The organism is Jidongwangia harbinensis, assembly GCF_020216025.1.
GTDB classification, from domain to species: Bacteria; Actinomycetota; Actinomycetes; order Mycobacteriales; family Micromonosporaceae; genus Actinoplanes; species Actinoplanes harbinensis.
This window is the reverse complement of record NZ_JAIWNC010000055.1, coordinates 39,503-59,117: the sequence shown is the minus strand read 5'-3', so window position 1 is coordinate 59,117 and position 19,615 is coordinate 39,503. Positions and strand designations below refer to the sequence as shown.

Here is a 19,615-nt window from a genome sequence, read left to right as displayed (position 1 = left end):
GTTGAACCGGCCCGCCAAACTTTTTTCGGGGGGCCGGCGCGATCACGGGCCAGTGTCGCCACCCAGCGCAAGCACCAGAGCGACGAGCGCGACCGAGGACAGCGCGATGCCGACCAGGCCGAGGACCCGGCCGATCAGCGCGGGGCCCCAGCCGGGCCGGCGCGGTCCGCGCAGGCTGAGCACCACGGCGACCGCGCCGAGCAGGCCACCCAGCACGCAGAACGACGTCGGCAGGGACAGGATGCCGAGGACCAGCGCGGCGCGGCCGGACGAACCCGGGCCGGCCGGGCCGGGCGCCGGGGCGATCGCCGCGGCCGGCAGCCAGGCGTACTCCGGCGGCAGGTCGCTGAGCTGGTCGAGCAGCTCCGAGGCGTACGTGGCGGTGCCGACCGCGACCACCCGGGCGTCGTGTTCGGGCAGAGTCAGGTGCCCCTTCTCCAGGGCGCGGCCGAGCAGGCCGATGACCTCGGCCCGGTCGGTGGACCCGACGCGCTGGTCCCGCATGATCGCGAAGGTAACCCCTGGGCGGGCCCGGGCACGGCGGAACCGGGCAACCCGGTGCGCCTCAGCTCAGCGCGCGTTTGAGCAGCTTGCCGGTGGCGGTCATGGGCAGGCTGTCGACGAAGGTGACGATCCGCGGGTACTTGTAGGCGGCCATCTGGTCCCGGCTCCAGGCGATCAGGTCGTCCTCGCTGGCGGTGGCTCCCTCGGTACGGATCACGTACGCCTTGACCTCCTCGCCGAGGCTGTCGTGCGGCACCCCGATGACGGCCGCCAGCGACACCGCCTCGTGCGTCATCAGGACCTCCTCGATCTCCCGCGGGTACACGTTGTAACCGCCCCGGATGATCATGTCCTTGGCCCGGTCGACGATGTAGTAGAAGCCGTCGGCGTCGCGCCGGGCCAGGTCGCCGGTGCGGAACCAGCCGTCCCGCATCACCTCGGCGGTGGCGTCCGGCCGGTTGTAGTAGCCGCGCATGATGTTGTGGCCGCGGATGGCGATCTCGCCGATCTCGTCCACCCCGTCCACGGTCCGCCAGGACTCGTCCACGAGCTGCACCTCGACGCCCCAGATCGGCACGCCGATCGAGCCGGGCCGGGGTTCGCTGTCCGGGTCGGAGAAGGTGGCGACCGGGGACGTCTCGGACAGGCCGTACCCCTCCAGGATCTGCACGCCGAGGCGGTCCCGGACCTGCTTGATGATCTCCACGGGCAGGCTGGATCCGCCGGAGACCGCGACCCGCATGTTCCGGGCGATGCGTGCGACGTCCACGCCCTCGCCGAGCGCGTTCAGCAGCCCCCAGTACATGGTCGGGACGCCCGCGAAGAACGTGACGTCCTCCTGTTCCAGCAGCTTCACCGCGGCGGCCGCGTCGAACCGGGGGAGCAGCACCAGGGTGGCCGCCATGGAGAAGCCGGCGTTCATGTTGACCGTCGAGCCGAACGAGTGGAACAGCGGCAGCACCAGCAGGTGGGTGTCCGTGGCCGGCACGCTGCGGAACAGCCGGTTGCAGGTGAGCGCGTTCAGCACCAGGTTGGCGTGGGACAGTTCGGCGCCCTTGGCCTGGCCGGTGGTGCCGCTGGTGTAGAGGATCACCGCCGGGTCGGTCTCCGCGGTCTGCACCGTGGCGAACGTGGCCGGCTGCCCGCGCAGCGCCGCGCCCAGCGTCTCGGCACCCTCGATCGGCGACGCCGCGGCCGGGTCCGCGGTGATCAGGAAGAAGTGCTCGCAGTCGTCCGCCTGGGTGAACCCGGCGTGGCCCTCGGCGCCCATCGGCAGCTCGGCGGTCCCGGCGAAGCAGAAGTACGCCCGGGCCTGCGCGTCGTTCAGGTGGTACGCCACCTCCCGGCCCTTGAGCAGCACGTTCAGCGGGACCACCACGGCGCCCGCCTTGACGATGCCGTAGTAGATCACCGGGAAGTAGGGCAGGTTCGGGCAGGACATCGCCACCTTGTCGCCGGGCCGGATGCCGCGGGCCACGAGGAGGTTCGCCACCTGGTTGGCCGCCGCGTCCACCTGGGCGTACGTCAGGCGCTGGTCGCCGAGCACCACCGCGGTCCGGTCCGGGTAGCGGCGTGCGCTGTCCTCCAGGAGGACGGAGAGATTGAGCATGCGGTCTCCTTCGGGAGCTGTGTCGGCGGTCACGTGCAGCATGCCAAGCGACGACGCCGGACGCAGCAACGGTGCCCGCGGGTTTCCGCCGCCGGCACCGGGCCGGCGGCGGAAACCGCCGGGTCACCGGCGGCGGAGCACCGGCACCGCGGTGGCCAGCAGCGCGACCGCCGCGCAGATCCCGACCACGGCGGCGGACGCGCCCCACGGCACCACCAGCGGCACGGCGATGCCGAGTTCCGCCTCGACCGCCTCCCGGACGCCGGTGAGCGAGATGATGGCCACCGCCGCACCGAGGGCCGTCCCGACACCCACCGCCAGCAGCGCCTCCGCGGACGACACCCGCAGCACCTGCCCGGTGCCGGCCCCGGCGAGCCGCAGCGCCCGGAACTCGGACCGGCGGGCCGCGGTCGCCATCAGCAGCGTGTTCGCCACGGCCAGGCCGGTGTAGCCGACCCCCAGACCGATCAGCATGATCAGGAAGATGTCGATGATCCGTTCCTCCCGGTCGATGTCGAGCTGGACGTAGTCGCGGGCGGACATGGTGCGCAGGCCGGGCGCGGGCCGCGGCGGGCCGTCCAGCATCACCGCCGTGGTCAGCGCCGCCGGGTCGTGCCGGCGGGCCAGATCCCGGGGTACGACCACCGGTGCCGGCGCGTCGGCGTCGACCGCGGCCACCGGCAGCGTGCCGAGCGTGCCGTCCGGCCAGCGCAGCGACACCGTGCCGCCCGCAGCGGCGCCGATCTCGGCCGCGGTGTCCGGCCACAGCACCAGGCCGGGTGCGTCCGACCGGCCGACCGCGTCGTACCCGGTGACCGTGCCGCCGTGGTTGACATGCACCCAGGTCGGCAACTGCGACTCGCCGCGCTGCGCGGCCACCGCGGCCTCGGACAGGCCGGGCGTGCCGTCCGCGGTGGCCACCGTGATCGCCGGGATCTTGGCCAGCTCCTCCGCGCCCTCGACCTCGGTGATCGTCGCCACGGTGCCGGTGAGCAGCATCGCGAACCCGACGGTCAGCAGCACCGGCGCGGCGGTCGAGGCGACCCGGCGTACCCCGGTGAGCGTGCCCTCGCGGACCACCATGCCGGTCGCCCCGCGCCGCCACGGCCAGGTGACCACCCGGACCAGCGGGACGATCACCACCGGTGCCAGCAGCGCCCCCGCGGTGAGCAGCAGCATCGCGGCACCCATGCCGACGGTGGCCTGCGACTGGATCGCCAGGTTCGGCAGGAACACCAGCAGCGCCACGCCGCCGGCCGCCGCGAGCAGCCCGGCCACCCAGCGCAGCGGGGACATCGCACGCTTCGAGACCTCCGCCTCCCGCAGCGCGTCCAGCGCCGGGGTCCGGCCGGCCCGGCGGGCCACCGACCAGACGCCCAGCAGCGCGACCACGATGCCGAGCGCGAACGTGCCGGCCAGCGCCACCGGCTGCACCGACACGGTGAAGATCGACGGCTGCAGCCCAGAGTCGATCATCGGCTGGGCGAGCAGCGGCGCGACGGCGGCGCCCAGCAACACCCCGACCGCGCTGCCGGCCACCGCGACCACCAGCGTCTCCGCGTACATCAGGCGGTGCACCTGGCCCGGAGTGGCGCCGACGGCGCGCAGCAGGGCGATCTCCCGGCGGCGCTGGGCGGTGCTCAACGCGGTCGTGGAGGACACCACGAAGATCGCGACGAACCCGCCGATCGCCACCATCGCGATCAGCAACTGGGCGCCCAGCCAGCGGGTGCGGGTCACCTCGCCGGGCTCCAGCCGGTCCCGGTCGTCGCCGGTGAGCACGGTGCCGTCCGCGCCGACCACCGCGCGGGCCGCCGCCGCGACGGCTTCCGGCTCGCCGTCGACCACCAGGCCGATCACCGGTACGCCGGCGGACCGGCGCAGCGCCGCGGCGTCCGCGACGTAGAACCCGGGTCCGTCCACCGTGCCGGTGACCGTCCACCGGGCCGGGCCGGCGACGGTGAGCACCTCCACCACCGTGCCGGGGGCGGCACCGGCGAGCGCCACCTCACCCTCCGCGGCCGGCGCCGTCCCCGCGGACAGTCGGTAGCCGCCGAGGACCGCGGACGACCACGCGTGCCCGGCGTAGCGGGACTGTTCCGGATCGCCGGTGGCCCGGCCGTCCACCACCCGCTGGACGTAGAACGACGGGTCGGGCACCGCGGCCGTCACCCCGGGCACCTCGGCCAGGCGGCCGGCCAGGGCGGTCGCCTCCGCCGCCGGCCACGGGCGGTGGTGCGGTCTACCGAGTTCGTACTCGCCGCTCTCCGGGGACTCGACCAGGACGGCGCTGCCGGCGTACCGGGCCGGAGTCTCCGGCTGCGACGACAGGTACAGCGTGGTGGCGCCGGCGACCACCGCGACGCCCAGCGCGACCGCCAGGAACGTGCCGGCGAAACCGGCGAACCGGTGCCGCACCATCTGCCAGGCCAGGTTCATCGCCGGGCCTCCGCGACGTCCCCGGCGCGGACGCCCTCCTCCAGCGCCGCGGTGCGCATGGCGATCTCCTGGGCGCCGGCCGGACCGGCCAGCGAGTCGACCACCCGGCCGTCGGCGAGGAACAGCACCCGGTCGGCGTGTGCGGCGGCGAACGGATCGTGGGTGACCATGACGACGGTCTGGGCGTGCCGGTCCACGGCCGTCCGGAGCAGGCGCAGCACCTCGCGCCCGGAGGCCGCGTCGAGCGCGCCGGTGGGCTCGTCGGCGAACAGCACGGCCGGCCGGGTGACCAGCGCCCGGGCGATCGCCACCCGCTGCTGCTGGCCGCCGGAGAGTTCGCTGGGGCGGTGCCCGGCCCGGTCGGCCAGCCCGACCTCGCCGAGCATCGCGGTGACCTCGCCCGGCTCCGGGCGGCGGCCGGCCAGCCGCAGCGGCAGCGCCACGTTCTGCGCCGCGGTGAGCGCCGGCACCAGGTTGAACGCCTGGAACACGAAGCCCACCCGGGCCCGCCGCAGCTTGGTCAGCGCCCGTTCGGTGAGGCCGTCCAGCGACACGCCGTCGATGATCACCTCGCCGCCGGTGGCCCGGTCCAGGCCGGCGGCGCAATGCAGCAGTGTGGACTTGCCGGAGCCGGACGGGCCCATGACGGCGGTGAAGCTGGCGGACGGGATGCGCAGGTCGACGGCGTCGAGTGCGGTGACCGCGCGCTCGCCGGTGCCGTAGACCCGGCGTACGGCACGAAGCTCGATGGCGGGTGCGGTTGTCGTGATGGTCATGGCGTCCAGCCAACCGGGCCGGCCGCCGCCGCACAGTCACGCGGCGTCGAGACTGTGGGGTATACCCAGCACTACCGTGCCCGTGGCGGTGCGCCGGTAGCGTCGGGGCATGCCGGTCCGCAACGCTCTGGACGCCCTCACCATGCGTCCCACCCGGTTCCTGCGGTCGGCGTGGCCGTGGCGGTCGCTGGCGTACCTGATCGGCGGCACGGTGCTGGGTTTCGCCACCATCTGCGCGGTGATCGGGCTGCTGGTCGCCGGGCTGATCCTCGCGGTCCTGGTGATCGGCGTCGCGGGCCTGGTCGCCACGGTGCTGTCCGGCGTCGCGGTGGGCCGGCTGGAACGCTGGCGGATGCGGCTGGTCGACGACGAGGTGCTGCCCGACCCGCACCGCCGCCCGCCGCGACCGGGCTTGCGGGCGTGGCTGGCGGTCCGGCTGCGGGAGAACGCGACGTGGCGCGAACTCGGCTACACGATCATCTCCGCGACCGTGCTCTGCTGGATGGACGCCATGGTGGTGGCGGGCGCGGTCTACCTGCCGCTGACGATGTTCGCCGCACCGCTGTACCTCAACGACGAGCCGGTGGTCAACCAGCTGCTGCTCTCGGCCGGCGGTGTCGGACTGGCCGTGGTGATGACGTACCCGGTGACCGCGTGGGCCGGTGCGCGGGCCGCGATGGCCCGGGCCATCCTGGCACCCCGCGCCGACGACACCGACGTCCGGCTGATCGAGGTGACCCGGTCCCGGGCGCGTCTGGTGGACGCGTTCGAGGTGGAGCGCCGCCGGATCGAGCGCGACCTGCACGACGGCGCGCAGCAGCGGCTGGTCGCGCTCAACCTGCAACTGGGACTGGCCCGGCTGGAGCTGCCGGAGGGGTCGGCGGCCGCGGCGCAGGTGGCCGCCGCGCACGACCTGGCCAAGGACGCCCTCGGTGAGCTGCGGGAGCTGATCCGCGGCGTGCACCCGAAGATTCTCACCGACCGGGGGCTGGCCGCCGCGATCGGCGACGCGGCCGGCAACGCACCGGTGCCGGTCGACGTCCGGGTGCGGCTGCCCGGCCGGTTGCCGCCGCCGGTCGAGGTCACCGCGTACTTCGTGGTGGTGGAGGCGCTGGCGAACGTCGCCAAGCACAGTGGCGCCACCCGGGCGGCGGTGGCCGCGTGGCTCACCGGCGGCTGGCTGGCCGTGGACGTGCGCGACGACGGCCGCGGCGGCGCCGATCCGCGCCGCGGCTCCGGTCTGGTCGGTCTCGCGGACCGGGTCGCGGCGGCCGGCGGGACGGTGGCGCTGACCAGCCCGGCCGGTGGCCCTACGCTGCTGCACGTGGAGATTCCGGTGACGGTGGACGACGAGTCGCATGGCTGACGCGCTGCGGGTGGTGATCGCGGAGGACGGGCTGATCGTCCGGGAGGGCATCGTCGGCATGCTGCGCCGGTTCGGCCACGAGGTGGTGGCCGCGGTGGGCGACGCGGACGCGCTGCGGGCCGCGGTGGCCGAGCACCGGCCGGACATCGTGGTCACCGACGTACGGATGCCGCCCGGTTTCAGCGACGAGGGGCTGCAGGCGGCGATCGAGTTGCGCGCCGCCGACCCGCGGCTGCCGGTGCTGGTCCTGAGCCAGTACGTGCAGCAGACGTACGCGGCCGAGCTGCTCGACGCGGGCCCCTCGGCGGGCGTCGGCTATCTGCTCAAGGACCGGATCGGCGAGGTCACCGAGTTCGTCGACGCGCTGCTGCAGGTGGCCGCCGGGCGTACCGTGGTCGATCCGGAGGTGGTCCGGCAGTTGCTGGGCCGGCGCCGCGACCCGCTGCTGCGCCTCACCCCGCGGGAGCGGGAGGTGCTGGGGCTGATGGCCGAGGGCCGGTCGAACGCGGCCATCGCCCGGGCCATGGTGGTCACCGAGGCGGCCGTGGCCAAGCACATCGGCAGCCTGCTGATGAAGCTGGACCTGCCGCCGGACGGCGACGACCACCGCCGGGTCCGTGCGGTGCTCGCCTACCTCCGGGACTGACCGCGGCTCACCCCGTCGCGGCGCGCAGCTGGGCCAGCACCAGCGGGTCGATCGCGCCCGCGACGATGCGCTCCTCCAGGTTCTCGATGCCGGCCCAGGCCGCCAGCGCCGTGTCCAGGCCGGCCGTGCCCGGCCCGGCCGGGTGCCCGGCGGCGGCGAGGCGGGACCGCACCTCGTCGGCGACCGCGCCGTCCAGCGGGATCAGTGTCGCCGGGTCCGGACGTTCGAAGTAGAGCGTGTGCATCTCGAGCAGGCGGGCCAGTTCGGTGACCGGGTCGGCGTGATCGTCGACGCGCAGGTCCACCACCACGTCGCTGGTGCCGCCGTACCCCATGCCCTTCGCCACCACCAGCAGCGCCGCGCTCTGCCGCCCGCGCCGGTCGCCGCCCGCCAGGTCGCCGGCGCGCAGCGCGGCCAGCAACCGGTAGGCCGGCCGCCGCTGGTCCGCGGCGGCCTGCCAGGCGGCCTCCATGTCGGTCACCACGCGCGGGCCGGCCAGCATGTTGCCCTGGATCGCGTAACCGTCGCCGGCCACCCCGCCGGCCCACGGGTGACAGGACTCACCGGTGAACGTGGCGCCCGGCCCGGACGTGCCGACCACGCCGACCTGGCGGTGGTCCACCGGGCCGTCGTCCCCGGCGATCAGGGCTCGCACCGTCCCGGGCGCCGCCACCCCGGTGCCGAGCAGGGCCAGCGCCTGCGGCCGGTAGGCGAGGTTGGCGTAGGACTGGGTGGCCACCGCGCCCACGTCGGCCAGGGCCGCGGGCACCGCCGCGCCGGCGCCGAGGAACCGGCTGGCCACCGCCACGCCCAGCGCGGTGCCGTCGGCCGAGCGCGCCACGATCGAGAACGTCATGCCTCGACGGTAGGTCATCTCGCAGTCCACGAAGACTCTGCCGTCCGGGTACGACGTTCGTAACGTTGACGGCGCACACTGGGCGGACGGGGTATCCCGTCGACCCCATCCGGCCGTGCCCGCCGCCGCCCCGGCGTGGCCGGTGAGGATCGCACCTCGACGGGCTCCGCCGCCCGGTGGCGTTCGACGAGCGGTCCGGTGCTGCGGGCGGGGAAAGCGGTTGCCGCCGCTGACCCGCCCGCAGCGTGCATTCGGCCCTTCCGTACCCCAATTCATTGCCCGCTCTCGATATCCGGCTGCCCTCTAGGTAGTTTCATCTTCAAGCTTTTGGGTGGATGCCATGGGAGGCGACATGCACGGATGGAGACGGGTGGCGGCGGCGGGTGTGCTGACCGCGTCGACAGTGTTCACCGGTGCGGCACCGGGTGCGGCCGGGCCGCCGGTGACCGCGCCGGCCGCCGGTGCGGGCCCGGCCGAGACGGAGTACGCGTTCCTCGACCACCGACCGCGGCCCGCCGGGCCCGCGGCCACCGACTCGCGGCGGGCACCGGCCGGCCTGACGGCCCGGTTCAACGCGCTGGGTACGCCGGCCGCGGTGTCCAGGATGGACGGACGGCCGCTGGCCACCGGCCTGTCCCGGAAGCCGGACACCGCGGCGCGGCAGTACCTGGCCGGCAACCGCGGCCTGTTCGCGCTCGACCGGACCGCCGTCGACGCGCTGGAGACGGTCGCGCAGACCCGGATCGGCGGCGGCACGGTCGTCCTGCTGCGACAGCGGTTCGGTACGCTGCCCGCCGGGTTCGAGGGCCTCGCCGCGGTGACCGTCCGCGACGGCGACGTGCTGCGGGTGACCTCGTCGCTCAGCGCGGCGGCCGGCACCCCGGCGGCCGCGCAACTCACCGCCGCGCGGGCGTTGGAGATCGCCCTCGACGACGCCGGGATTCCCGCCGATCGGCTGGCGCAGCAACGGGTCCGGCTGGTCGCCATGCCGATGCCCGGTGCTGCGCCGCGGGCGGCGTACCAGGTCGTGGTCGTGTCCGACGACGCGCACCATCCGCTGGGGTACACCACCTACGTGGACGCCCGGGACGGCGCCGTCCTGGTGCGGGAGAACCTGATCGACTTCGCCGACGACAACCCGCGCTGGAAGGTCTTCGCGGAACCACCGTCCGGCGACGGCGCGGACACCCGGCAGACCTGGTGCGCCATCGCCGTCGACGGCTGCGACCGGGCGGTCGTCGACCCGGCCACCGGGCAGGCCTGGGACACCGACGCCGGCACCGGCCGGCCGACCGGAACCACCCGGGGCAACTCGGCGGAGACCGTGGTCTCCTGGGGCAACGGCCACCCGGTGGCGTCGCCGACCAGCAGCCCGAACCGCGAGTACACCTACCCGTTCACCGATCAGTGGCACCAGCAGAAGTGCGACCCGGCCGCGCTCACCTCACCGCAGCGGGCGGACGCGGACGCGGCGGCGGCCAACCTGTTCGCGGTGCACAACCTGATGCACGACTGGTCGTACCACCTGGGCTTCACCGAGGCCACGTGGAACCTGCAGACGGTGAACGCCAAGCCGGGCGGGCTGGGCGGGGACGCCGAGCGGGGCAACGCCATGAACGGCGCGGCCACCCCCGACGTGCGGAACAACGCCAACCAGAGCTCCACCCCGGACGGGGTGCCGCCGACCACCAACATGTTCATGTTCCAGCCGCGGCGGGGCGAGATCTACGCGCCCTGCGTGGACGGTGACTTCGACGCCACCTTCATCGCGCACGAGTACGGGCACGCCATCTCCAACCGCATGATCGCCGGGCCGGACACCCGGCTCAACTCGCTGCACGGCAACGCCATGGGGGAGAGCTGGTCGGACCTGATCGCGATGGAGTTCCTCTTCGAGCACGGCTATGCGCCGGCCGGCGACTCCCCGTTCGTCACCGGCGGCTACGTCAGCGGCGACCCGGTCAGCGGGGTGCGCAACTACGACATGAGCGACAGCCCGCTGAACTTCTCCAACGTCGGCTACGACGCCACCAACAGCGTGCACTCGATCGGCGAGATCTGGAGCGCGGTCAATGCCGACATCCGCGCCGCCATGCTCGACCGGTACGGCGCCGGCGACCGCGAACTGCAGGAGTCCTGCGCGGCCGGCCGGACCGCGGTGGACCAGTGCCCCGGCAACCGGCGCTGGATCCAACTGGTCCTCGACTCGTTCCTGCTCCAGGCCACCGGCGAACCGAGCATGCTGGACATGCGCGACAACCTGCTGGCCGCCGACCAGGCACGCTTCGACGGCGCGAACGCCGACCTGCTGTGGCGGGCCTTCGCCCACCGGGGCTTCGGGGCCGACGCGGCCAGCGGGCCCGGCGACCTGGACCCGACGCCCAGCTTCCGGTCCCCGGCCGGCGACAACGTCGAGGTGACGCTGCGGCCGACCGGCGCCGGACAGGACCGGCCGGTCGCGCTCTACGTCGGCGACTACGAGGCGCGGTCCGTCCCGGTCGCCGACACGGACCCGGCCACCGCGCTGCCGGACACCGTGTCGATGGTGCCCGGGGACTACCGGTTCCTCGCCGTCGGCAAGGGGCTGGGCCACACCCGGCTCACCGGGACCGTCTCCGCGGACAACGCCACGGTCAGCCCGGAGATGCACCGCAACGTCGCGTCCGGCACCAACGGCGCGGTCGCGGCCGGCGGCACCGGCGCGACGGCGTTGCGGGCGGACCTGCTGGACGACGACGAGGACACCTTCTACATGAGCGGCCTGCTCCTCCCGCAGCCGGTCGCGCAGCCCTACGTCACCGTGGACCTGGCCGGGACCGCGGCCCAGGTGGTGACCCGGGTGCAGGTCGGCTCCGCCCAGGTCTCGGGACAGCGGTTCGACGCCCTGCGGTCGTTCCGGGTGGAGGCGTGTGACGCCACCGCGGGCGCGGACTGCGCCACCGACGCGGGGTACCGGGTCGCGTACACCAGTCCGGCCGACGCCTTCCCCGGCGGGACGTTCCGGCCCAAGATGCCGGACTTCACCACCCGGTCGTTCGCGCTGGAACCGACGCCGGCCACGCATCTGCGGATCCGGAGCCTGACCAGCCAGTGTTCCGGCAACCCGCACTACACCGCGGAGTCCGACAACGACCCGCGGACGTCCACGGTCTGCGCGAACAACAACGCGTCCAACTGGAACGAGTTCCAGGCGTTCACCGACTGATCCGTGGTGCCCGCGACCGGGACCGCCGGCAGTCACGGCGGTCCCGGTCCGCGCCTCCGGTGCCGGACCAGTTCCTGGCGGAAGGCGGCGACGGCGGGGGAACGGTCCGAGGTCCGGGTGGTGACGTGCACCGTCCGGGCCAGATGGGCCGGGGCGGTGATCTCCAGCAGCGCGACGCCGGGACGCCGGGCGGCTGCGGAGCGCGGGACCAGGGCGACGCCGAGCCCGGCCGCGACCAGATCGAGCTGCACCGGGTAGGTGTCCGCGCGGGACCTGATCCGGGGCTCGAAACCGGCCACGTGGCAGGCCATCTCGGTGACCGCCTGAAATCCCTGGGCGGAGATCCCGGAGATCCAGTCGGCGCCGGCGTAGGCACGCAACTCGGCGCCGGCCGGTCCGGGCGGCTCCGGGTCGGCGGCCAGGGTGGCCGGAACCGCCAGGAGCAACGGATCGGTGAAGACCAGCTGCTCGTGGAGGCCCCGGACGGACGGGCCGGGGAAGCCCGCGTACTGGTGGGTCAGGGCCACGTCCACCCGGCCGGCGGCCACCGCGGGAACGGACTCCTCCGGCTCCATCTCGGTGAAGGTCAGCTCGGTCCCGGGGTGCCGGCGCCGCATCGCGATCATCGCCGGGGCGACCACCCGGCGGGTCGCCGTGGCGAAGGACGCGATCCGCAGGTGAGCGGCCGTCTCCGAGCCGGCCGCGGCGACCGCCCGGGCGGCGGTGTCCAGGTCAGCGAGGATGCGGCGGGCGTGGTCGGTGAGCAATCGGCCGGCGTTGCTCAGCCGTACGCTGCGGGCCGAGCGTTCCAGCAACTGGGCCCGCGCCTCCCGCTCCAGCACGGCCAACTGCTGGGAGGCGGCCGCCGCGCTGCATCCGACCGTGGCGGCGGCCCCGGCGATGGAGCCGGTGTCGGCGACGGCGACGAGCAGGCGCAGCCGGTACGAATCGAGCATCCGAAAATCTTATGCTCAGCATTTCCGGCATCGGTTTCGCCGCGCTGCCCCAGCCGGTGAGGATGACGGACATGATCCTGCATGACCGGGAAGCCCGGGGCTTCGCCAGCGACAACTACTCGGGCATCCACCCCGAGGTCCTCACTGCCATCGCCGACGCCAACCACGGCCACCAGGGCAGCTACGGCGGCGACGTCTACACCCGGCGGCTCGGCGAGGTGTTCCGCGCGCACTTCGGCGACACCGCCCGGGTCTTTCCGGTGCTGACCGGCACCGGCGCCAACGTGGTGGCGCTGCAGGCGCTCTGCTCCCGATGGGGTTCGGTGATCTGCGCCGACTCCGGCCACATCCATGTCGACGAGGGCGGTGCCCCGGAGAAGACGGCCGGTCTCAAACTGCTACCGGTGGCGGCGCAGCAGGGCAAGCTGACGGTGCCCGCGATCCGTGCCGAGGCCCGCGGCTTCGACGACCCGCACCGGGCCCAGCCACAGGTCGTCTCCCTGGCGCAGGCCACCGAGCTGGGCACGGTCTACACCCCGGCCGAGATCCGGGAGATCGCCGGCTTCGCCCACGACCACGGCATGTACGTCCACCTGGACGGCTCCCGCCTCGCCAACGCCGCCGCCCACCTCGGCCTGCCGCTGCGCGCCCTGACCACGGACGCCGGGGTGGACGTCCTGTCCTACGGCGGCACCAAGAACGGGTTGCTGCTGGGTGAGGCCGTGGTGGTGCTCAACCCCGCGGTCGACCGGGGCACCGACCGGCTGCGGAAGACGTCCATGCAGCTGGCGTCGAAGCAGCGCTTCATCGCGGCCCAGTTCATCGCGCTGCTGGCGGGCGACCTGTGGCGGCGCAACGCGACGCACGCGAACGCGATGGCCACCCGGCTGCATCGGGCGGTCCGGCACGACGTCGAGGTGGTCTACCCGGTCGAGACGAACGCGGTGTTCGCGCGGCTGCCGGAGCAGGCGCTGGCCCGGCTGCACGACGAGTTCCCGTTCTACGACTGGGACACGGCGGCCGGCGAGGCCCGCTGGATGACTTCCTTCGACACCACCCCGGAGGACGTCGACCGGTTCGCCGCGGCGGTCCGGGCGCACACCCGCCGACCGTGACGAGGTACCCACCTTTTTGTGGGTACTTGGCGGCTGCCCGCGCCGTCGGCGAAGCTGATCGCGGGCGGCGGGCGGGCGGGTGGCTCCGGCGAGCGGGAGGTGACGACGGTTCAGACGGTCTGCGGACCGCCGGTCAGCCGGTCCAGGCGGCGGTGCCCCCAGTCGGACAACGGCGCCAGCGCCTCGGACAGCTCGCGGCCGAACCCGGTCAGTGAGTACTCGGTCTTCAGCGGCCGCACCGGGTGCGCCTCCCGGTGCACCAGGCCGTCGGCCTCCATCTCGCGCAGCGCCTGAGTCAGCACCTTCTCGGTCAGTCCGGGCAGCCGCCGCCGCAACTCCCCGGGGCGCTGCGGGCCGGACTCCAGCAGCCACAGCAGCGCCGTTTTCCACTTGCCGTCGATCACGGCGATCGCCGCGGTGACCCCGCACACGTTCGGGTCGCGGGCCCGGCTGCGCGTCATCGGTGTTCCCCTTCGTGGAGGTAGGTCCATGTCCTCGTACCCCGGAAAGTCTGTCACCGTCCTCGGTCTGGGACCGATGGGCCGCGCCCTGGCCGGCGCCTTCCTCGACGCCGGCGTGCCCACCACGGTGTGGAACCGGACCCCGGGCCGGGACTCCGCACTCGTCGCCCGCGGTGCGTCCGGTGCCGGCTCGGCCGCGGACGCGGTCGCCGCGAGCGACCTGACCGTGGTGTGCGTGGTGAACTACGACGCGTCGGACGCGGTGCTGCGTCCTGGCGAGGTGGCCGCCGCGCTCGCCGGCCGTACCGTGGTGAATCTGACGGCGGACACCCCGGCCCGGGCCCGGGAGACCGCGGACTGGGCGCACCGGCACCGCATCGGTTACCTGGACGGCGCGATCATGACACCGACCACGACCATCGGTACGCCGGACGCGGTCTTCCTGCACAGCGGTCCCGCCGACGTGTACCGGCGGCACCGGCCGGTCCTGGACAGCCTCGGCGGCACCCACACCCACCTCGGCGAGGACGCCGGCCGGGCGGCGGCGTACGACATCGCCCTGCTCGACGTCTTCTGGACCGCGCTGGCCGGCTACACGCACGCCCTGGCCGTGGCACACGCCGAGGGCGTCACCGCCCGGGAACTGGCACCGTTCGCCGCCGGCATCGGGACCATCCTGCCGCGGATCTTCGAGCAGGTCGCGAACGACGTGGACGGCGGCACGTTCTCCGGCGTGGACAATCCGATCACCTCGGCCGCCTCCTCGATGGCCCACATCGTGCACACGTCCGAGGCGCACGGGATCGACGCCGGGATCATGCGCGCCGCCGAAGGGCTGGCCCGCCGGGTGATCGGGCGGGGCCACGGCACCGACGGGTTCAGCCGGGTCGCCGAGTACCTGCTGCGCCGGTGAAGCGCTCGGCCAGGGCGTGGAAGGCGAGCTTCGGCTCCCAGTGCCAGCGCGGGCCAGGATCGGCGGGCGTGTCCCAGATCGTCCGGACGATGCTGTAGCTGGCCAGGTCGAGGTCGTACCGGGGGTCGCGGCGGTGCGGTGCGTCCGGGGTGACGAAGTCGTAGACCAGCGCGGCGTACAGGCCCATCGCCTCGAACCGGCCGAGCTGGCCGGTGAGGAACCGCGCCTGGTCGCGCTCGCTGCGGACCAGGTCGCCGACGATCTCCGGCGGGTCCTTGTCGTAGTCGACGACGTTCCACCCCATCCCGCCGTCGGCGGCGGCCCCGGCGTACGTGCAGCAGCCGAACTCGGTGACCGCGACCGGCTTGCCGAGGCGCAGATGCGGCGCCAGGTCGCGCTCCGGGCGGTCGCCGTAGTAGTTCGCGCTGATCAGATCGAACGGCGACCAGTCGACCTCCTCGTCGTACCCGGCGCCGTAGGTCATCGGCCCGTGGAAGACCGACCGTCCGGTGCGGGCCGCGCGCCCGGTGAACGCGGCCAACCGGCGTCGCAGGACGGCCGGGTCGTAGTTGCCGGCCAGCAGGTTCCGCACCCGCTCCAGCACGTCGTCGCCGGGGACGATGCCGGGCACGAAGAGCACGAACTCGCACCCGACGCTGAACACCACCCGGGCACCCTGCCGGCGCATCTGTTCGGCCCGGCGGCCGGTCTCCGCGAGGTGGTCCAGGATGTCCGCCGGTGGTACGTCGGCCAGCCGCGGCTGCAGCCAGACGTGCAGCCCGCGCTCGGCCGCCTCGGTGGCGGTGGCGGCGAGGCGGTCGACGCCGGAGCCGTACACCGAGACCGAACTGGCGTGCAGGTCGGTGGCGATCGCCCGCAGGTCGGTGCGCATCCGGGCGGCGGTCCATCCGGTGGCGGGGTGGTCGCCGTCCTGGACGCCGTAACAGACGCCCCGGTGGGTCAGCCGCCGCGCCGGGCCCTTCGCCGCCGATCCGCCCGCCGCCGCCGATCCACCGGCCGCCGCCGGGGCCCCGCCGGCCACCGCGGCGGCCACGGCGGCGCCGGCTCCGGCCAGGAACGTCGCCCGGCTGATTCCCCGCTTGTCCATGTCGCCTCCCCTGAGTTGCTGCCAGTCTCGGCGGCAACCTCGGGCGCCCGCGTCGGCCATCGGGCTACGGCCGCGGCTACCAGGGTCGTAGGCCGCGGCGACCTAATACTGCAACGGCATCTCCCTGAGGTCACCGCGAGGGCGCACCGGGCTGCCTTCCGTTCGATCAGGTGGCGACGGCCCGGTCGTCCGCCCGGCCCGGCCGGGCGACGATCGCCGCGATGGCGATCAGGCCGAAGCCCCAGATCGGCAGCACCGCGAAGTCGCTCGGGACCAGGATCCAGCCCTCGCCGATGTCCATCCTGCGCATCCACTCCGTGGTCGGCCCGAAGGCGAAACCGTCGAAGTGCGGCAGGTGACCGCTGCCCGGCCGGCCGGTGGCCGTCGTCAGATAACTGGTCAGCGAGGCGACGAAGCCGACGGCCGACGGGGCCACCAGGAACACCCCGAGAGCGGTGAGCACCATGCTGACGATCGGCCGGCCCGCCGCCTGGATCCGGTGTGCCAGCGCTACCCCGGTCAGCCAGCCGGCGACCAGGCCGAGCAACAGACCGGCGATCGTCAGCGGCAGATAGGCGGCGGGACGCTGCGGCCAGCCAGTGAGCATCAGGAGACCGGCGCCGTCGGCGTCCGAGTACGCGTAGACGTCCAGAACGGTCTGATCTGTCGCGGCGTAGAAGTGGACGTTGGCGAGGACACCGTCCGTGCCGTCGCCGGTCTGCAGCGGCCCGGTCCGCCAGCCCTCGGCCGCCAGCCGCTGCCGCACCGACTCGGCGGCCGCCCGACCGTCCACCGCGGCACCGAAGCCGCTGTTGCCCTGCAGGTAGAGGTCACCGGTGCTGCCGGTGGCCGGGGCCGGCAGCACCCGCTCGGCCAGGGCGGCACCGTCCGGCATGGTGGCGTAACCGAAGGAGCCCAGCCAGGACCCGGCCGCGGCACCCAGGGCGCCGCCGATCAGCAGCGCCAGGATCGCCGCGACCAGGGCGATCGGGCGGCGCACCGGGGGACGGAACCGCTCGCGGAGACCGTCGAGCATCAGCAGGCCTTTCGCTTTGCGGGTCGGCGCGCCACCAGGACCGGCCATCTCCAGGATGGTGTCGATCAGTTCGGCGCCGTGCTTGCGGCGGATCCGGGCCGGATAGGCGGCCAGTACGGCCCGGTAGCCCCGAGCGGCCGGCGACGCCCTGGCGAACGAGTCGCTCATGCGGCACCTCCGGCGATGTTCGGGCGGAGGGCGAGCTGTCGGTCGGCGGTGTCGGCGCGCCGCCGCAGGCGCTGGGACTGCGCGGCGAGCGCGGCGGCGCCGCTGTCACTGAGCCGGTAGTAGCGGCGCAGCCGGCCGTCGACGGCCTCCTCCCGGTCGACGGCGATCAGCCCCTGCTGGTCCAGACGGTCGAGAGCGCCGTAGAGGGTGCCGGGGCGAAGGTTCACCTCCCCGTCGGAGAGTCGGGTCACGGCTTGGGTGATCCCGTAACCGTGCAACGACTGCGTGGCGAGCACGGTGAGGATCAGATAGGTGGGTTCCTGCACGTCGTGGACAGTACGTCCACCGATGTATAACGTCAATCATGGTATTCACCCCACCGCGGGGCGTGATCGCCGGGTCGGGTGTCGATCACGGCCGTCCGCGCACGGTGTCCGGGTAGATCTGCACGTCGTAGAGCAGGCGGACCGGTTCGCCGTTCGTGACGCCGACGAAGACCGGTTCCGCGGCCGGAGTGCGACCGCGCCGCCAGACCTCGGCCCGCGCGGCGTCCCGGGACGGGCGATGGATCCGGTCGGCCCGGTGCAGTTCCAGGACCCGGCGGGCGGTGGCCCGGTCGCTGTCCAGCTGGATGCGCATCAGGGGCATGAACCGCGCCTCCTCCCGAGCACTACTTAACACTGTGCAGGAAAACTTATCAACGTAAAATCGGCTTGTGCAACGTCTTACGATCGCGGGGTGACGGAAACACAGCCCGGTTCGGTATGGCTCCGGGAGAACGCCGCGCGACCCCGCCCGGCCCCGCTGAGCCGGGACCGCATCGTCGACGCGGCGGTGGCCCTGCTCGACGAGTACGGCATCGACGGGCTGACCATGCGCCGCCTCGCGCAGGCGGTCGACGTGACCTCGACCGCGCTGTACTGGCACGTGAAGACCAAGGAGGACGTCCTCGACCTGGCCCTCGACCGGATCTTCGGTGAGGTGCCGTTGCCGGAGGCCGGCGACGACTGGGCGCAGGACGTCCGCCGCCTGATCCGCGCCTGGCGCAGCGTCATGCTCCGCCACCCCTGGGCGCCGGGCCTGATCGGCCGGCCGATGCTCGGGCCCAACGTGCTCGCCCGGACCGAGCACCTGCAGTCCGCGCTGGTCCGCGGTGGCCTCGCCGGCCGGGACCTGGCCGTGACCACCCGCCTGCTGGCCAACTACGTGATCGGCGCCGCGCTGACCGAGGCGACCTGGCGCCGGACGGCGGATCCGGCCGCGCAGCGTGAGGCCCGCCGGCACATCACGGCGGACCCCACGGCCTATCCCACGCTCAACGCCTCCGGCCACCTGGACGCCGGCCGCTGGGACGACGACGACCTGTTCGAACGCGGCCTCGACGCCGTCCTGGGCCGTCCGGGGTAGCCGGGCACCGCCACGACCCGCCTCCGCCGGGCGGCAGCGCCGGTCAGCGCGCGGTGAGCGCCCCGGTCAGGATCCGGGCCGTCTCCGCGATCACCGTCTCGTCGTACGGCCGGCCCGGCTCGTCCCGCCGGGTGTAGACGGCGAGGATCACCGGCGCACCGACCGGCCGGTGGGCGACGGCCACGTCGTTCGCGGCGCCGTACGAGTCGCCGGCCGAGCCGGTCTTGTCGCCGACCGTCCAGTCGGCCGGCACCCCGGCCCGGATCCGGTTGTCCCCGGTCACGGTGGCCCGCATCCAGCCCACCAGGGTCGCCCGGTCGTCGGCGTGCAGCGCCCGCCCCACGGTCAGCGCCTGCAGGTCGTGGCCGATCGCGGCCGGCGTGGTGGTGTCCCGGCGCTCGCCCGGCGACCAGATGTTCAGGTCGGTCTCCCAGCGGTCCAGCCGGGACACCGGATCGCCGAGCCGGCGCAGGTACCGGGTCAGCCCGGCCGGCCCGCCGACCAGGCGCAGCAGCAGGTTGCCGGCGGTGTTGTCGCTGAGCGTGATGGCGGCGTGGCACAGCTGCGCCACGGTCAGCCCGTCCGCCACGTGTTCCCCGGTGACCGGGGAGTACTCCACCAGGTCGGCCTCGGTCCACCGGACGGTGCGGTCCAGCAGGCCCGGCTCGCAGGTGCGGCCCCGGTCCAGCACCGCCGCGGAGACCAGCACCTTGAACGTGGAGAGCAGCGGGAACCGCTCGCCCGCCCGGTACGCCAGCGTGGTCCCGGTCCCGGTGTCCCGGACGTACGCGCCGATCCGTCCGGCGTAGCCCCGTTCCAGCTCACGCAGCCGCTCCCGCCACCCGGATTGCGGGGGCGCGCCCACGGCCGCACCGGGCAGAAGCAGCACCGCCGATCCGGCGGCCCCGGCGAGCAGACTTCGGCGTGACAGCGTCACGTGTACCTCCATGATCTCTCCAACGATTCCCCGCCATTGTGCAAACCTCGTGCCCGGTACCCGGGCACCGTTCGTCCACACGTGTCACGCTTGCCTCAGCACACCCGTTCGAG

The 19,615-nt window shown here is 73.9% G+C and carries 18 protein-coding genes; 6 read left to right on the top strand and 12 right to left on the bottom strand.

Annotated features, from left to right (window positions below):
- Positions 1 to 42: 42 nt before the first annotated feature.
- The 4 genes from LDL48_RS39875 to LDL48_RS39860 form a co-directional block, all read right to left on the bottom strand.
- A complete protein-coding gene (locus LDL48_RS39875) occupies positions 43 to 504 on the bottom strand; it encodes a DUF1707 SHOCT-like domain-containing protein (protein ID WP_225260380.1) in 462 nt (153 codons plus the stop codon).
- Between the two features lie 61 nt (positions 505 to 565).
- Positions 566 to 2,113 (bottom strand): long-chain-fatty-acid--CoA ligase, encoded by a 1,548-nt coding sequence (locus tag LDL48_RS39870; RefSeq protein WP_225260379.1) that lies wholly within the window; start codon positions 2,111 to 2,113, stop codon positions 566 to 568.
- Between the two features lie 123 nt (positions 2,114 to 2,236).
- Positions 2,237 to 4,552: an ABC transporter permease gene (locus tag LDL48_RS39865; RefSeq protein ID WP_225260378.1), complete on the bottom strand. Its 2,316-nt coding sequence runs from the start codon at positions 4,550 to 4,552 to the stop codon at positions 2,237 to 2,239.
- Entirely contained in the window at positions 4,549 to 5,328 is a 780-nt protein-coding gene (locus LDL48_RS39860) for an ABC transporter ATP-binding protein (RefSeq protein WP_225260377.1), read from the bottom strand. The genes LDL48_RS39865 and LDL48_RS39860 overlap by 4 nt, the downstream gene beginning before the upstream one ends.
- Positions 5,329 to 5,437: 109 nt before the next feature.
- Here LDL48_RS39860 and LDL48_RS39855 point away from each other — a divergent pair, with 109 nt between their 5' ends.
- Both LDL48_RS39855 and LDL48_RS39850 read left to right on the top strand, forming a co-directional pair.
- Positions 5,438 to 6,694, top strand: coding sequence for a sensor histidine kinase (locus tag LDL48_RS39855; RefSeq protein ID WP_225260376.1), 1,257 nt, complete (start codon positions 5,438 to 5,440; stop codon positions 6,692 to 6,694).
- Positions 6,687 to 7,340 carry a response regulator gene (locus LDL48_RS39850; RefSeq protein ID WP_225260375.1) on the top strand — a complete coding sequence of 218 codons (654 nt, stop codon included), beginning with the start codon at positions 6,687 to 6,689 and terminating at the stop codon, positions 7,338 to 7,340. Before LDL48_RS39855 ends, LDL48_RS39850 begins: the two co-directional genes overlap by 8 nt.
- A 7-nt stretch (positions 7,341 to 7,347) precedes the next feature.
- On the opposite strand, the gene LDL48_RS39845 is transcribed toward LDL48_RS39850, so the two are convergent.
- A complete protein-coding gene (locus tag LDL48_RS39845; protein WP_225260374.1) occupies positions 7,348 to 8,196 on the bottom strand; it encodes a DUF1028 domain-containing protein in 849 nt (282 codons plus the stop codon).
- 352 nt (positions 8,197 to 8,548) lie between these two features.
- Here LDL48_RS39845 and LDL48_RS39840 point away from each other — a divergent pair, with 352 nt between their 5' ends.
- Positions 8,549 to 11,401, top strand: coding sequence for a M36 family metallopeptidase (locus tag LDL48_RS39840; RefSeq protein ID WP_225260373.1), 2,853 nt, complete (start codon positions 8,549 to 8,551; stop codon positions 11,399 to 11,401).
- 32 nt (positions 11,402 to 11,433) lie between these two features.
- Here LDL48_RS39840 and LDL48_RS39835 read toward each other — a convergent pair whose 3' ends face one another.
- Positions 11,434 to 12,357, bottom strand: coding sequence for a LysR substrate-binding domain-containing protein (locus tag LDL48_RS39835; protein WP_225260372.1), 924 nt, complete (start codon positions 12,355 to 12,357; stop codon positions 11,434 to 11,436).
- A gap of 71 nt (positions 12,358 to 12,428) precedes the next feature.
- Between LDL48_RS39835 and LDL48_RS39830 the strand changes: the two genes are divergently transcribed.
- Positions 12,429 to 13,472 carry a threonine aldolase family protein gene (locus LDL48_RS39830; RefSeq protein ID WP_225260371.1) on the top strand — a complete coding sequence of 348 codons (1,044 nt, stop codon included), beginning with the start codon at positions 12,429 to 12,431 and terminating at the stop codon, positions 13,470 to 13,472.
- A 110-nt stretch (positions 13,473 to 13,582) separates the two neighbouring features.
- Here LDL48_RS39830 and LDL48_RS39825 read toward each other — a convergent pair whose 3' ends face one another.
- The gene (locus LDL48_RS39825; RefSeq protein ID WP_225260370.1) at positions 13,583 to 13,933 is read right to left on the bottom strand and encodes a winged helix-turn-helix transcriptional regulator; all 351 of its coding nucleotides are present in this window, start codon (positions 13,931 to 13,933) and stop codon (positions 13,583 to 13,585) included.
- Positions 13,934 to 13,961: 28 nt separating this feature from the next.
- Here LDL48_RS39825 and LDL48_RS39820 point away from each other — a divergent pair, with 28 nt between their 5' ends.
- Positions 13,962 to 14,846, top strand: coding sequence for an NAD(P)-dependent oxidoreductase (locus LDL48_RS39820; RefSeq protein ID WP_225260369.1), 885 nt, complete (start codon positions 13,962 to 13,964; stop codon positions 14,844 to 14,846).
- Here the strand turns inward: LDL48_RS39820 and LDL48_RS39815 are convergent.
- The 4 genes from LDL48_RS39815 to LDL48_RS39800 form a co-directional block, all read right to left on the bottom strand.
- Positions 14,812 to 15,954, bottom strand: a complete 1,143-nt coding sequence (locus LDL48_RS39815; protein ID WP_225260368.1) for a hypothetical protein — start codon at positions 15,952 to 15,954, stop codon at positions 14,812 to 14,814. The genes LDL48_RS39820 and LDL48_RS39815 overlap by 35 nt on opposite strands.
- 166 nt (positions 15,955 to 16,120) lie before the next feature.
- Positions 16,121 to 17,158 (bottom strand): hypothetical protein, encoded by a 1,038-nt coding sequence (locus LDL48_RS39810; protein ID WP_225260367.1) that lies wholly within the window; start codon positions 17,156 to 17,158, stop codon positions 16,121 to 16,123.
- A complete protein-coding gene (locus LDL48_RS39805; RefSeq protein ID WP_225260366.1) occupies positions 17,155 to 17,484 on the bottom strand; it encodes a PadR family transcriptional regulator in 330 nt (109 codons plus the stop codon). Before LDL48_RS39805 ends, LDL48_RS39810 begins: the two co-directional genes overlap by 4 nt.
- A gap of 85 nt (positions 17,485 to 17,569) precedes the next feature.
- Entirely contained in the window at positions 17,570 to 17,806 is a 237-nt protein-coding gene (locus LDL48_RS39800; protein ID WP_225260365.1) for a hypothetical protein, read from the bottom strand.
- A 90-nt stretch (positions 17,807 to 17,896) separates the two neighbouring features.
- Between LDL48_RS39800 and LDL48_RS39795 the strand changes: the two genes are divergently transcribed.
- Positions 17,897 to 18,565: a TetR/AcrR family transcriptional regulator gene (locus tag LDL48_RS39795; protein WP_225260364.1), complete on the top strand. Its 669-nt coding sequence runs from the start codon at positions 17,897 to 17,899 to the stop codon at positions 18,563 to 18,565.
- 43 nt (positions 18,566 to 18,608) lie between these two features.
- Here the strand turns inward: LDL48_RS39795 and bla are convergent, their stop codons facing one another.
- Positions 18,609 to 19,502, bottom strand: a complete 894-nt coding sequence (bla, locus tag LDL48_RS39790; RefSeq protein WP_225260363.1) for a class A beta-lactamase — start codon at positions 19,500 to 19,502, stop codon at positions 18,609 to 18,611.
- Positions 19,503 to 19,615: the final 113 nt, after the last annotated feature.